Origin of the sequence: Aliarcobacter sp. (genome assembly GCF_041672065.1) — a bacterium.
In the GTDB taxonomy this organism is placed as follows: domain Bacteria; phylum Campylobacterota; class Campylobacteria; order Campylobacterales; family Arcobacteraceae; genus Aliarcobacter; species Aliarcobacter skirrowii.
The window spans coordinates 14,411-28,186 of record NZ_JBAZAH010000002.1 but is presented as its reverse complement, the minus strand read 5'-3'; the positions used below and the strand labels follow the sequence as shown (position 1 = coordinate 28,186).

Here is a 13,776-nt window from a genome sequence, read left to right as displayed (position 1 = left end):
TACCAAAAAAAATATTAATTTAATATTATTTATCCTCTAGTTTAAGCTCAATTCTATTCTATCTTTTTGTATTTTAAGCACTTTAACATCTATCTCTTGTCCAAGAGTTAATACATCACTAGCTTTCTCAACTCTTTGTTTTGATATTTTTGAGATATGCAACAATCCTTCACCACCTTTTTCAAGAAGAATAAATGCTCCAAAATCAACCAATCTCTCTACTTTTCCATGTACAATTTCATCTACATTATATATTTTTTCAAAATCTATTTTATTGGTCTGCTTAAAAGAGTTTGAGTTATTTACTAAATCTTTGATAAATTCAGTAGCTTCGGCTATTTTTGAAGAGTCTTCACCGCTTAATTTAACAATACCATTATCTCTATCTAAATCTACATTTACACTATATTTTTCTATAATCTCTTTTATTGTAGAGCCACCTTTACCAATAACTATCATCATTTTTGAGCTATCGATATTGAACTCTTCACTTTTTGGTAAAGCTAAGCTATCTGTTATATTTTTTGATGCTTCTTCCATTATATTTAAAATATGAACTCTTCCATCTTTTGCTTGTAAAAGTGCCTCTTTTAAAACATTTAACTCAATTCCACCAAGTTTTATATCCATTTGTAAAGCTGTAATACCATTAACTGTTCCAGCAACTTTAAAATCCATATCACCATCATGATCTTCAAGTCCCATAATATCTGTTAGAATAGAGTATTTATCACCTTCAACAACCATTCCCATTGCAACACCAGCAACTAAGTTTGAAATTGGAACTCTTGCTGCTTTTAAAGCTATTGAACCACCACAAACAGTTGCCATTGAAGATGAACCATTTGATTCTAAAATTTCAGAAACCAATCTTACTGTATCTTTAAAGTTTGGATTAATAGTTGCCTCTAAAGCTTTTTTAGCTAAATTACCATGCCCTAGCTCTCTTCTTCCAACACCAAAAATAGGTTTTGCTTCACCAACACTAAAACCTGGAAAGTTATAATGTACCATAAAATTTTCCATAGATGTAGATCTATCTGCTAAAACTTCATACATTTGACCATCTTTTGCTCCAGCAAGAGTTCCAATAACAAGTGCTTGTGTCTCTCCTCTTGTAAATAGGCAAGATGAGTGAGCTGAAGGAAGAATATTAGTCTCAATAGATATTGGTCTTACATCTTTAAGTCCTCTTCCATCTGCTCTTACTTTTTCATTTACAATCATCTGTCTAACTATTTCTCTTTTTACAATATTAACAGCTTCATAAATTGTTGAAAACTCTAATTCATTTTTAAGGCAATAATCATTTTTTGATATCTCTTTTGCAAGCTCTTTTAATTCAACAGCTCTTTCACTTTTTGCTAGTTTTTTTATAGCCATTTTTATATCTGCTGAAAAATTATCTCTTACATAATCAATTATCTCTTTAGCTATTGAAAATTCAATAAGTTCAACATTTGCTTTTTGTTTACAAGCTTTTTCGAAATTTGTCTCATATGAAATATTTGCTTTTTTTAGTGCTTCTTGTGCAAAAGCTATAGCATCAACTAAAACAGACTCTTCCATCTCATTTGTAAGATGTTTTGAATCATTTAAAGAAGATATTGTTTTCATCTCAATCATCAACAACTCTTCTTTTGAACCAGCTATAAATAGATCTAAAGTCGATTTTTCTAAATCTTCTTTAGTTGGATTAATAATTAAATTCTCATCTATTTTTCCAACCCTAACTCCACAAACAGACTTTTTAATAGGTAAATTTGAAGTATAAAGTGCTGCATTAGCTGCATTTAAAGAGATTGCTTGTAAATCAACATCTTTATCAGAACTTAAAACCATAACTGTAATTGTTGTTGGATAAACAAAACCTTTAGGAAAAAGTGGTCTTAAACTTCTATCTATAACTCTTGAAGTTAATGTTTCAAAATCACTTGGTTTTCCTTCTCTTTTGATAAATCCTCCAGGCAGTTTTGCTGCAGCATAAGTTTTTTCAATATATTGAACAGTTAATGGAGTAAAATCTTCACTAACAGGATTATCAAATTCAGATGCAACAGTTGCTAAAACCACACAATTTCCTACTTTAACAAGAGCAGAACCATTTGCCTGCTTTGCTACTTTTTCAAACTCAAAAATCTCTTTTTGTCTATTTAATTCCAATTCGCATACTATTGCCATATTTATTTATCCTTCATTTTTAATTTTTTCAATATCTTCTATAGTTAAACTATTTAAATTTTCATAATAAAAGTTACCCTCTATATAGTGATCTAAATTTTTTACATAATATAGATCATCTGTAATTGCATCAATTGCTTTTATACTAGTGGTTGATAGAATAGGAGTTGCTACACTAATAGACTTAACTTTTTGATTTATAATAGTTTTTATGCAAGCCATCATAACCAAACCAACATTTACATCTTCATCAACTATTAAAACATTCTTACCGTGTAATTTTTGTAATCTCTCACCTGCTCTAAATTTAAAGATATTTGGTCTTATTTTATTTTCAAAAATCTCTTTTGAGTACAAATATATTAAATCTAGATTTATATCAAATGATTTTACAAGCTCTTCATGTATTAAAACCTCTTCTAACTCTGTTACAACAGCTATTTCACACTCATCATTATTTGGAGCATAAATTTTTTCATTAAACATTATTTCATATTTTGCATTTAATGCTTCTGCAACAATTTTAGCAATTTCATAACCGCCATAAGAACTAGATATTACAATCCACTCTTCAAGTCTCATTGAATCAAGTGGAAGAACTTCAAGAAGTTGCTTTGCAGCCTCTTTTCTATCTTTGAAAAATATTTTATCTTTGCTCACTATCATATACCTTATAATTTGGACTAATTCCACCAATTGGTTTTAAAACTAAAGTAGCATAAACTATATCCTGTTCTCTACTTCTATAACTACTACTTGAAGTTGGAGTTATCTCTCTTTCATACCTCAAATCTAAGCTCCAACAGCTCTCATTTATAGAAAAACCAACTCCTTGTCTATTTCTAATCTTCTCTTGCAAATCATAATTTTCATAATATCTCATTGAATAATATTTATTAAAATTATATTTTGCATCAAGCCTAAAAGATTCTAAGTCATCTCTACTAAAAAACTCATTATTAGTTTTTACAGAGCTATAATAACCACTTGTTACACTAAAGTTTTCAAAATCAAAAGTACCATCAAGACTAGTTTCAACTATCTTTTTATCTTCAGCATTATATACAACTTTACCAGAAATAGTTGTATATTTAGAGTTTAATCTTAAATAGTTCTCTAAATCTTGTAGTTTTGCATTATCATTTTTATCATAATAAATAGTTTGACTCAACTGGTGATTAATAATCTGCTTATGACTATTTTTGGCATAAATAGATTGATTTAATCTTAAAATAGCTCTTTTTTTATTTTGAATAGTTGGAAAAGTTTTTAGCTCTTTAAACTTTGCTAAATCATTCTCCTTTTTTACTGTTACATTGTATAAATCTCCATCTTTATGAAGATTATCTGGTATTTCATAATTAAAGCTTAAATTCATACTATGAATATAGTTTTTATAAGGCTTTATCAAATCTGTACCAACTTTAAAAGTAGTTAAATTTTGTATTAAAGTACCATCTTCATAGTTAATATTTGAATTGTTGTATCTGTAACTAGTAAATAGTGTATTATTATCAACTCCTATATACATATAATCATTTAAAATATTTCTAGTATATCCAATAGGTATATTTAAATTATAAACTTGTGATTCAAGACCTTTTTGTCTAGTAAAGTTTTGATATTTTAAATCTGCTGAATATATTAAATTATTTGTAAATAAAGCTTTATTATATGAGTGTAGCTGAACTTGTGGAAGTTCTTGCATAGTCGCATCATTGCTATCTGCTTGAGTATCTATATAATATTTCAAATAAGTACCAGTATAATAGTTTGGAGTATTAAAATAGTAATTTAATTTAGATTCTACATTTCGATCTGTTGAAACACTTCCACTAATTTTTTCAAGTTCAATATGTTCAATATCATTTAAATAGTTCAAAGATACATATGTTCCATCTTGATAAACACTATTTTCATCTGTTAGAATATATTTTTGTTCATAATCTAAATTCGCACCATAGTGTTGATTGCTTTGAAGTTCTCTATCTTTAACATAAGAGTCTTTTTCTTTAAAGTAACCCATTTTAATTTTAAGCATGCTATTTAAAGTATTTGCATATCTATAAGTACCATAAATTCCATATCCTCTTTGATTTCTAATTTGAGGAGATAATTCAAAATCATAATTATCAGCTGGAGCTATAAATATTGGTTGAGAGTATAAAAGTCCTTCTTTCTTAGCATAACCAATAGTTGGAAACAAAAGTCCTGTTCTTCTTGTTGTATCTGTTGGAAAACCAAAATATGGTAGATAAAACACAGGAACATCTTTTATGTATAATCTTGTATTAAAGGTATTTATCCACATCTCTTTTGTGTCATAATTACTACTAGTTGCTTTAATACTCCAAGCTGGATCAAAACAGTCGCAAGATGAAATTATTGAATCAATAAGCTCTAATTTCTCTTTCTCTTTTGTTAACTCTTTCGCATTTACCCAAATATTTGTACTCTCATCTAATAAAAATATAGGTTCTTGTAAAGCTGTATCATTTTTCATATCCAAATAAGCATAATTACTTTGTGTTTGAATTTTGTTATCTTTTATTATTAAAACATTTCCAAATAGTTCTAAACTCTCTTTATCTCTATCGTATATTAATTTATCAGTACTAATATAATAAGATGGTGAATATGCTATAACACTATTAGATGCTATTATAGTATTATCTTTTGCCTCTATATTTTTTGCAACCAATTGAAGTTTCTCTTTTTTTTCATTTCCATAGGAAAAATTAAAGAGTAAAAATATAATCAAAAATAAATTTTTAAGCATCTACAACCAGCGTTTTACCTGTAAAATCGTGAAAAGTTTTTCTTCCATCATTAAAAAAAGCTATTGCAAAACCTATATAGTAGAATAGTTCAGATATTACTCTTCCAACTGATCTTAAAAAAGATTGAAAAAATGTAACTCTTCCCCAATGATTAGCATCAATCACTCTAACTTTTGCTAATCTTTTACCTAAAGTTTGACCATAATACCAAATAAAAAAAGTATGATATATAATCTTTAATACCAATAAAGGTAATACAAGAGTTGATAAAAGTGATATTAATGCTTCTGTATTATTACCAGCAGCAACAATACTATCCCAATAAACTAAACTTATAAGTAGCGTAACTATTAAATCATCAATTACAAAAGCAAAAGCTCTAGAACGCATAGAAGCTAACTGTAAATTCTCACTATTTTGCATTTTAAATCTCTATTTTAAAGCTTGATATGCAATATCTGATCTAAACTTTTTACCATCAAAAGATATTTCTGAACTAAGTAAATAAGCTCTATCTCTAGCCTCTTTAATGCTATCTCCAATTGCAACACAAACAGCAACTCTTCCTCCTGTTGCTATAAGATTTCCATCTTTTTTTTCAACACCAGCAAAAGAGATATGACTATTTTCTAAAAGCTCTTTATCAACGATATTTGATAAAGATATAATTGAAGGGGCAGAAGAGCTATATGGATAGTTGGCACTTGCCATAACAACACCAACTGCAAACTTATTTTTAAACTTAATATCGAGTTTATCAAGCTGTTTTGTTGCTCCATAATAGAATAGTTCAGAAACTTTTGACTCAATTAGAGGCATTAAAATCTCACACTCAGGATCACCAAATCTAACATTGTATTCTAAAACTATTGGTTCACCTTTTACAACCATGATACCAATAAATAAAACACCTTCAAATGGTGCATTCTCTTCTTGCATTCCTTTTAATGTTGGTTTTATAACTCTCTCTTCTATTTTTTTATATATATCATCATTTATCAAAGGAGTTGGAGCATATGCACCCATTCCGCCTGTATTTGGTCCAGTATCTCCATCACCTACTCTTTTATGATCTTGAGCAGCTGGTAAAACTTTATAATTTTCACCATCACAAATTGCAAAAACTGAAAGTTCATAACCATCTAAAAACTCTTCAACAATAACAGTCTCTCCTGCTTCGCCAAAACTACTACCATTTAACATATCATCAACTGTATTTTTAGCCTCTTCTTTGCTTTGTGCAATAATTACACCCTTACCTCCACAAAGACCATCTGCTTTTACAACAATTGGAAGATTTTTCATTTTATCTATAAAATCATAAGCATCTTTTTTATTAGATGTTTCAATAAATGCTGCTGTTGGTATATTATACTTTTTTAATATATTTTTCATATAAGCTTTTGAACCCTCAAGTTGAGCAGCTTTTTTAGAAGGACCAAAAATAGTTAAACCCTCTTTTTTAAATATATCAACAACACCATCTACAAGTGGAGCTTCTGGTCCAACAATCGTTAAATCAATACAATTTTCTTTTGCAAATTTTGCTAAATCATTATAATTTTTTATATTAATATTAGTTCCTAAATCAGAAGTTGCACCATTTCCTGGCATAAAATATAGTTTGTGTGAATTCTCTTTTTTAAGTGCTAGTGCTATAGAGTACTCTCTACCACCACTTCCAAGTATTAATATATTCATATTTTTCCCTTTATTATTTTTAAAACCCAAGTAGCCGATAACCATAAGGTGGCCCTAAAAGCCAAGTATATATACAAGAGAATACTTTAGGAGCGTAAACAAAAGAAACGCTACACACTGTATAACTACAAATTTGTATAAAATAAAATATTATCGGACCCGCAAGTAATGGAAATCCCGAACTACTTAGAATTGGAGATTTTATCTAAAAAAGATTAAAATAGTAATTAAATTTAAGCAATATTACTCAAAGCAAGTTTTACACACTCTTTAACATCAGTCGTTGAACTAATTTGATAATCTTTTATATATTCTGGTAGATACAAAGCTGTTGTTTTACCAATAACAATTGCTTTAAAACTACTATGCCATGAAAATTTCTTAAAAAAACACTCAACACTTGAAGGAGATGTAAAAATTATAGTTGAATTTTTTTCTAAATCAATTATTTTTAAATCATCATTACAAGTTGTTTCATAAACTACAACTTCATCTAAATCTATACTATTTTCTCTTAAAATTTCTGGAAGATTTGATACTGTTTTCAAAGCTTTTAAATATAATACTTTTTTGTTTTTTAAATGAGGAATTAACTCATTTGCAAAATCATTTCCATGACCACTTTCTCCAACAAATGCTATGTTTGCACCAAGTTTTAAAGCCTCTTTTGCTGTTTTTGATGCTATTAAATATGATGGGATTTTTTTCCAATCAATACAATTTTTTTCCAATGAAAATATCGCATTTTTTGAAGTAAAAACCAAAGCATCATATTTTGTAGTGTCAAGATTATAATTTAGACTTTTTACTTTAAAAACTTCTAAATTAACTACACCTTCAAAATTTTGATTATTTAAAAGATAGATTTTTGACATAACTATTTATCTTCCAAATACTCTTCATCACCAACTTTATCATTTTTTCCACGAGCTACAACATGAATTGGTGTTCCTTCAAAATTGAACTGCTCTCGTAAAAAGTTTATTAAATATCTTTTATAAGAGTAGTGTAAAAGATTTGGCTTATTCATAACAAGTGCAATTCTTGGTGGTCTTGAGTTAAATTGTGTAGCATAATAAATTCTTAATCTTGCTCCATTTGGACTTGGAAGCGCATGTCTTCTAATAGCCTCTTCTATAACTTTATTTAGTTTTGAAGTAGGAATTCTTTGTGTATAGTTATCAAAAATTTCAACAATTTTATCCTTTAATCTATCTATACTTCTTCCAGTTTTTGCAGAAACAGCTAAAATTGGAGCATAAGCTAAGAATCTAAATCTTCTTCTAATCTCCTCTTCCATTTTTTGGAATGTATCCATATTTTCATCCCATTTATTTAAAACAATAATTGTACCCAATCCGTACTCATCAACTAAACCAGCAATTTTTTCATCTAAATCAGCAAGTTCATTTGAGGCATCAATAACAACTAAAGCAACATTTGCTTTCTCTAACATCTCTTTTGTTCTCATTAAAGCAAATTTCTCAATTCCTTCAATACTTCCTCTTCTTCTAAGTCCAGCTGTATCTACAAAAGTAATTTTTTTGTCCTTATAAAAATATGTCTCATCAACTGGATCTATTGTAGTTCCTGCAATTGGTGATACAACAGATCTTTGTTCTCCAACAAGTGCATTTAAAATAGATGATTTTCCAACATTAACTTTTCCAATAATTGCAACATTTATAGAAGTGTCATCTTCTATTTTTTCATCTTCTATATCCTCAATTTCTCCTATAGAAAAATCTTCATCATCATCTTCATAAAACTCACCATGCTCTTCTTTTAGAGCTTCTAGTCTTCTTTCTTGCTCTTGTCTAGCAACTGTTTCTGGATTTTCAGGAAGTTTATCATAAATCCATTCATATAATTTCTTTGTTCCACGATTATGTGAAACTGATATTCCAAATAGATTTTCATCTCCTATTCCAAATTCAAAAAACTCCCAAAGTCTCTCTAACTCTTTATCATTATCTATTTTATTTACAACTAATGCTAACTCTTTTCCTAATCTTAATAACTCATAAAAAAGCTCTTTATCTTTATCATCTGGAATATTTTTACCATCAACCATAAAAAGTATAATATCAGCCTCTTTGGCAGTTTTTATTGCTTGTTTTTTTACATTTAAAAAAATCTCATCATTTGTATCATCAATTCCACCTGTATCAAGAAGAATTGCACTTCTATCAATTATCTCTATCTCATTTTTTCTAATATCTCTTGTAGTACCTGCAACATCTGAAACAATTGCTATTCTTCTATTTGAAAGTCTATTGAAAAGTGATGATTTTCCAACATTTGGTTGCCCAATTAGTGCAACTTTTTTTAAGTCATTTTGCATATTTTTTTAAATCCTAAATTCAATTAAATTAAAAAAGGGTATTAGCTTTTTCTAATACCCTTTTAGTTTTTTTACTACTAAATCTTAGTATAAACCAAATTTTCCAGCAGCATTTGCTTTGTATAAAACTCTCATATTATCGTCTTTGTCATAAAAAACTTTAAATAAAGCAGTAGAGTTTTTCAAATCTTCTAAAGCCTCTTCTATATCAATTGGTTTATAAGAAGTTAATCTTTGAGGAATAATCTCATCTTCAAACCTCTCAAGCTCTTTTGCAACATCATCTTCAACTTCAACAGCTTCACTAAATTTTGTAGCTTTATGAGCAGTTATTTTATCATTGTGTCTTCTTAAAACCTTTGATACTCTATCTGTTGCTATATCAATTGCAGTGTATAAATCTTTATCTTTTTGTTTAATAACAACTGTATCTATATTTGCAATATTTAAAGAGAATTCAAAAGTAAAACCTTTTGCTTTTTCATCTCCAACAATTGTAGAAGTAACCGAAATAATATCCAAGTTATATTTTTTAAATGTATCAATTGAACTATTGATATAATCTTTTATTGCGTCCGTAAGTTTTATATGTCTTCCTACTATACTTGTATTCATAATTACTCCTTAAAATAAAATCTCTTTATTCTAGCATAATTTTCTTTTATTCTTTGAGAAATTTTGATAGAATTTTTACTTAATAGAAATAAAAGGCTTATTTATGGAAATATTAATGTTTATATCTTATTTTTTAATGTTTTTAATAGCTATTATTTTGAGTTTCGCAAGTATTAAGTATTTTATTACAATGTGGAAATTTAAAAATAGAAAAAAAGATGGAAGCGAAGATGATAACTTTAAAATGTTTGATTAAATAAGATTATAGATATAATCTTATTTAAAACTTATAGCAAGTTCAAAAACTCTTTTTCTAAACTATCTTTATCATTTTGCAATCTTTGTTTAACCATTTTAGAAAACTCATCAGGATAAATCTCAAGTTCGCTATTTTTTATTCCTTCCAAAACAGCCTCAACTATTGCAGAAGTTGAACTTTTTGGCATATCTTGCCCTTTTGTCATATTTGTATCAATTGGTCCTGGTAAAACTTCAAAAACTTTTATATTTTCTTTTTGTAACTCTGCTCTAAAAGCTTGAGTTATTGAGTGTAAAGCACTTTTTGAAGCACAATAAAGACCCATTATAGGAAGATTTATTAAAGCTAAAATTGATGTAATATTAACAATAGAGCCATTTTTATTTAATTTTTTAGATAATATTTGACAACTATTTAGTGTTCCAAACAGATTTACTTCAAAATCTATTTTACTATCATCAATAACTCTTTTTTGGCTATTTACTCCAGCATTGTTAATTAAAAAATCAATATTTTCAATCTTTGAAGCAACTTTTTCAAGCTCATCTTTTTTTGTAATATCTAAAGCAAAAATCTCTATTTTTGGTGATAATTTTTTCAACTCTTCTAGCTTAATTAAATCTCTTGCTGTACAATAAATCTTTTTAACACGATTTTTTAAAAGCGATTCAATAAATGATTTAGCCAAACCACCATTTGCACCTGTTATAAATACTACTTTATTTTCAAAAAACATTTTATAATCCTTATTAATTATTTTAAAATGTAATTTTACAATAAAATCTCTCTATTTCCCCTTGCATCAACTTCACTTAAAACACCTGTTTTTTCAAGTTGTTCAATAATTGTTGCAGCTCTGTTGTATCCAATTTTTAATCTTCTTTGAAGATATGAGATAGATGTTTTTTTATCAGTAAATATAACCTCTTTTGCATCTTCATAAAGCTCATCTAACTCTATATCATCACTATTTATTCCTGATTTATTTGAACCAGTAAGAGAGCTAATATTTTTATCTTTTATAAAGTTCATATCATATTCAACTTCTCTTTGATTTTTTAAGAACTCTACAACTTTTTCAATTTCAGTTTCAGTACTCCAAGGAGCGTGAATTCTTACAAGCCCTGGCATTCCAGGTGGTGTAAACAACATATCTCCTCTTCCTAAAAGTGATTCAGCTCCCATTGAATCAAGAATAATTTTAGAATCTACTTTTTGTCCTACTTTATATGATAATCTACTTGGTAAATTTGCTTTTATAAGTCCAGTTACAACATCAACACTAGGTCTTTGAGTTGCTACAATTAAGTGAATTCCACTAGCTCTTGCCATTTGAGCAAGTCTTGCTATTGAGTATTCAACATCTTTTCCACTTGTCATCATTAAATCAGCTAACTCATCAATAACAACAACAATATATGGCATTGTAGGAAGACCTTCTTTTTGTGCTTTTTCATTGAAGTTTTCAATATTTTTTGTTTTTGTTTTAGCCATCAATGAATATCTTCTTTCCATCTCTGCTACCATATTTGCTAATGCATTTATTGCATCAACAGCTTTTGTAATAACTGGAGTTAAAAGATGAGGAATATCATTGTACATTGAAAACTCAAGCATTTTTGGATCAATCATTACAAGCCTTAGATTATCTGGTGAGTTTTTATATAAAAGTGACAATATCATAGAGTTTATTCCAACAGATTTTCCACTTCCAGTTGTTCCAGCAATTAGTAAGTGAGGAAGTTTTTTAAGATCTGTTACAAAAGGTTTTCCTACAATATCTTTTCCTAAAATCATAGTTAAAGGAGATTTAGAGTTTTGAAAAATCTCACTATCAAGCATCTCTTTTAAATAAATTGTTTGAGTATCTTCATTTGGAACCTCAATTCCAACAACATCTTTTCCTGGAATTGGAGCTTGAATTCTTATTGTTTGAGCTTTTAAAGCCATTGCTAAATCATCTTGAAGACTTAGTATTTTTGATACTTTTACATTTGGAGCTGGCTTAAACTCAAAAGTTGTAACAACAGGTCCTGTATAAGTTCTTACAACATCCCCATCTATTTTAAACATAGCAAGTTTATCAAGTAAATCAGCAATTTTTTTATCAATAAATGCCTCATTTACTTTTGTTTTATTCTCTTTTGGAGCATCTTGAAAAAAGTTTGTTGGTGGAAGTATAAAATCTTTTGGTTTTTCAGTTTTTCCAAACTCAAGCTCTGAAAGAAGTTTTGCATTCTCTTCAAGCTCATCAATAATCAAACTGCTAAAATTAGCACCTTTGTTTTTAACCTCAATTTCATTATCAAGTTCGATAAGATCTGCATCTAAAACATCTTCATCTTTTATTGATTTATTATCGTTTTTTAAATCTTTATTTACTTCTTGAACAATTGGTAGATTCTTTTGATTATCAATAGTTTTAGTTCTATTTTTTGTTATTGTAAATTTTTTCTCATTTTGATTTTTTAATTTTATTCTAGCTCTAAATTTTTTAATATCATCAAAATTTAAATCCATTGTTTCAAAAATAATTAACAAAGATATTACAAATCCAACAATAACAAATAGATATAGACCAGCTTTTCCAATAAATGGAGTTAATGTATCTACAAAAATATTTCCAAGTTCTCCCCTATTGTAAGGATTTTCCACAATAAGTGCTTGAAAAATCAATGCTATAAATAAAAATATAAAAAGTGATAATAGATTTAAATATAAATCTTTTTTATCCAACTCTTTTTTAAAGTTTATTAAATATAAAGGATAAAGTAAAAATAGTAAATAAACATATGATAAATATGAGAAATATTTAAAAGAGAAGTTTGCAAACATACTTCCAATATTTCCAACGCTATCCTTTGAGCTTACAATAGTAGTAAACTCAAAATATAAAATAATAGTTAAAAAAATGAGAGAGATGACTTTTTTAGCTATAACAGATCCTTTTATTTAAGTAAATTAGATATTTTTCCTTGAAGTTTAAGCCAATTTCTATGCTCAATCAAAGGAAAACCTGCCCAAGTTTTTTTAGGTTCTTTAATAGTTTTTGTAACTCCACCACGAGCTGCAATTGTTGAGAAAGCTGCAATTTCAAGATGTCCAGCAGCTCCACTTTGAGCACCCATCACAACATAAGGTTGCAAAGTTGTAGAACCAGCAATTCCAACTTGAGTTACCAAAACAGAACCTTTTCCTATTTTACAATTATGTGCGATATGAACTAAATTATCAATTCTTACACCATCTTCAATAATAGTAGATTTAAATACAGCTCTATCAATAGTACAATTTGCACCTATTTCAACATCAGATCCAATTATTACATTACCATTTTGATAGATTTTTATATATTTTCCATCTTTTGTATTTGCAAATCCAAATCCATCACTTCCAATAACAGTTCCAGAGTGAATTATACAATCACTTCCAATTTTACAATCTCTATAAACTGTTACATTTGGATAAATTATTGTGTTATTACCAATTTGAACATTATCACCAATAAAACTTCCTGCCATAATTGTACAGTTACTTCCAATAATACTATTTCTACCAATAAAAACATTTGGCATAATAATTGTATCTTTACCAATAATTGGCTCTTTACCTTCAGTTTCAAAAAGTTTTGGTGCAAAAAGCTTACTAGCTTTTGCCAAATTCAAATATGGTTCATCACAAACTAATGCAACTACACCTTTTGGAACTTCATTTAATAGCTCTTTATTTACAAAAACAGCTCCTGCTTTAGTAGATTTTAATTTCTCAACATATTTGGGATTTTCTAAAAATGATAAATCATTAATATTTGCATCTTCTAAACTATTTAAAGCTGTAATTTCAATATCAGTATCACAATCTAATTGTAAATAATTTGCTATTTGTTTTAAAGTCAT

At 27.9% G+C, this 13,776-nt stretch carries 12 protein-coding genes; 1 reads left to right on the top strand and 11 read right to left on the bottom strand.

The features are described 5' to 3' along the window. Nucleotides 1-36 precede the first annotated feature (36 nt). The 8 genes from WC168_RS00545 to hpf form a co-directional block, all read right to left on the bottom strand. The gene (locus WC168_RS00545) at nucleotides 37-2,181 is read right to left on the bottom strand and encodes a polyribonucleotide nucleotidyltransferase (protein WP_372616954.1); all 2,145 of its coding nucleotides are present in this window, start codon (nucleotides 2,179-2,181) and stop codon (nucleotides 37-39) included. A 6-nt stretch (nucleotides 2,182-2,187) separates the two neighbouring features. Beyond that, nucleotides 2,188-2,847, bottom strand: a complete 660-nt coding sequence (locus WC168_RS00540) for a phosphoribosyltransferase family protein (protein ID WP_228137761.1) — start codon at nucleotides 2,845-2,847, stop codon at nucleotides 2,188-2,190. Next, the gene (locus WC168_RS00535; protein WP_372616952.1) at nucleotides 2,828-4,942 is read right to left on the bottom strand and encodes an LPS-assembly protein LptD; all 2,115 of its coding nucleotides are present in this window, start codon (nucleotides 4,940-4,942) and stop codon (nucleotides 2,828-2,830) included. Before WC168_RS00535 ends, WC168_RS00540 begins: the two co-directional genes overlap by 20 nt. A 10-nt stretch (nucleotides 4,943-4,952) precedes the next feature. Further along, entirely contained in the window at nucleotides 4,953-5,384 is a 432-nt protein-coding gene (locus tag WC168_RS00530) for an RDD family protein (protein ID WP_066161258.1), read from the bottom strand. A 9-nt stretch (nucleotides 5,385-5,393) separates the two neighbouring features. Beyond that, nucleotides 5,394-6,662 (bottom strand): phosphoribosylamine--glycine ligase, encoded by a 1,269-nt coding sequence (gene purD / locus WC168_RS00525; RefSeq protein WP_319084236.1) that lies wholly within the window; start codon nucleotides 6,660-6,662, stop codon nucleotides 5,394-5,396. 233 nt (nucleotides 6,663-6,895) lie between these two features. Then, the gene (locus WC168_RS00520) at nucleotides 6,896-7,537 is read right to left on the bottom strand and encodes a uroporphyrinogen-III synthase (protein WP_066351255.1); all 642 of its coding nucleotides are present in this window, start codon (nucleotides 7,535-7,537) and stop codon (nucleotides 6,896-6,898) included. A 2-nt stretch (nucleotides 7,538-7,539) separates the two neighbouring features. Then, nucleotides 7,540-9,006: a ribosome biogenesis GTPase Der gene (der, locus tag WC168_RS00515; protein ID WP_372616949.1), complete on the bottom strand. Its 1,467-nt coding sequence runs from the start codon at nucleotides 9,004-9,006 to the stop codon at nucleotides 7,540-7,542. 84 nt (nucleotides 9,007-9,090) lie between these two features. Further along, nucleotides 9,091-9,621 (bottom strand): ribosome hibernation-promoting factor, HPF/YfiA family, encoded by a 531-nt coding sequence (hpf, locus tag WC168_RS00510; RefSeq protein ID WP_372616947.1) that lies wholly within the window; start codon nucleotides 9,619-9,621, stop codon nucleotides 9,091-9,093. A 103-nt stretch (nucleotides 9,622-9,724) separates the two neighbouring features. Here hpf and WC168_RS00505 point away from each other — a divergent pair, with 103 nt between their 5' ends. Further along, complete coding sequence (locus WC168_RS00505) at nucleotides 9,725-9,877, top strand: hypothetical protein (protein WP_164698885.1); 153 nt, start codon at nucleotides 9,725-9,727, stop codon at nucleotides 9,875-9,877. Between the two features lie 31 nt (nucleotides 9,878-9,908). Here WC168_RS00505 and WC168_RS00500 read toward each other — a convergent pair whose 3' ends face one another. From WC168_RS00500 to lpxD, 3 genes are all read right to left on the bottom strand, one after another. Then, nucleotides 9,909-10,616, bottom strand: coding sequence for an SDR family NAD(P)-dependent oxidoreductase (locus WC168_RS00500; RefSeq protein ID WP_372616945.1), 708 nt, complete (start codon nucleotides 10,614-10,616; stop codon nucleotides 9,909-9,911). Between the two features lie 35 nt (nucleotides 10,617-10,651). After that, nucleotides 10,652-12,715, bottom strand: coding sequence for a DNA translocase FtsK (locus WC168_RS00495; RefSeq protein ID WP_372616943.1), 2,064 nt, complete (start codon nucleotides 12,713-12,715; stop codon nucleotides 10,652-10,654). A 113-nt stretch (nucleotides 12,716-12,828) separates the two neighbouring features. Continuing rightward, nucleotides 12,829-13,776 carry a UDP-3-O-(3-hydroxymyristoyl)glucosamine N-acyltransferase gene (lpxD, locus tag WC168_RS00490; RefSeq protein WP_066161251.1) on the bottom strand — a complete coding sequence of 316 codons (948 nt, stop codon included), beginning with the start codon at nucleotides 13,774-13,776 and terminating at the stop codon, nucleotides 12,829-12,831.

Coding starts and splice junctions, on each gene's coding strand:
- WC168_RS00545 (WP_372616954.1), bottom strand. CDS start 2,181: ATGGCAATAGTATGCGAATTGGAATTAAATAGACAAAAAGAGATTTTT.
- WC168_RS00540 (WP_228137761.1), bottom strand. CDS start 2,847: ATGATAGTGAGCAAAGATAAAATATTTTTCAAAGATAGAAAAGAGGCT.
- WC168_RS00530 (WP_066161258.1), bottom strand. CDS start 5,384: ATGCAAAATAGTGAGAATTTACAGTTAGCTTCTATGCGTTCTAGAGCT.
- purD (WP_319084236.1), bottom strand. CDS start 6,662: ATGAATATATTAATACTTGGAAGTGGTGGTAGAGAGTACTCTATAGCA.
- WC168_RS00520 (WP_066351255.1), bottom strand. CDS start 7,537: ATGTCAAAAATCTATCTTTTAAATAATCAAAATTTTGAAGGTGTAGTT.
- der (WP_372616949.1), bottom strand. CDS start 9,006: ATGCAAAATGACTTAAAAAAAGTTGCACTAATTGGGCAACCAAATGTT.
- hpf (WP_372616947.1), bottom strand. CDS start 9,621: ATGAATACAAGTATAGTAGGAAGACATATAAAACTTACGGACGCAATA.
- WC168_RS00505 (WP_164698885.1), top strand. CDS start 9,725: ATGGAAATATTAATGTTTATATCTTATTTTTTAATGTTTTTAATAGCT.
- WC168_RS00500 (WP_372616945.1), bottom strand. CDS start 10,616: ATGTTTTTTGAAAATAAAGTAGTATTTATAACAGGTGCAAATGGTGGT.
- WC168_RS00495 (WP_372616943.1), bottom strand. CDS start 12,715: ATGTTTGCAAACTTCTCTTTTAAATATTTCTCATATTTATCATATGTT.
- lpxD (WP_066161251.1), bottom strand. CDS start 13,776: ATGACTTTAAAACAAATAGCAAATTATTTACAATTAGATTGTGATACT.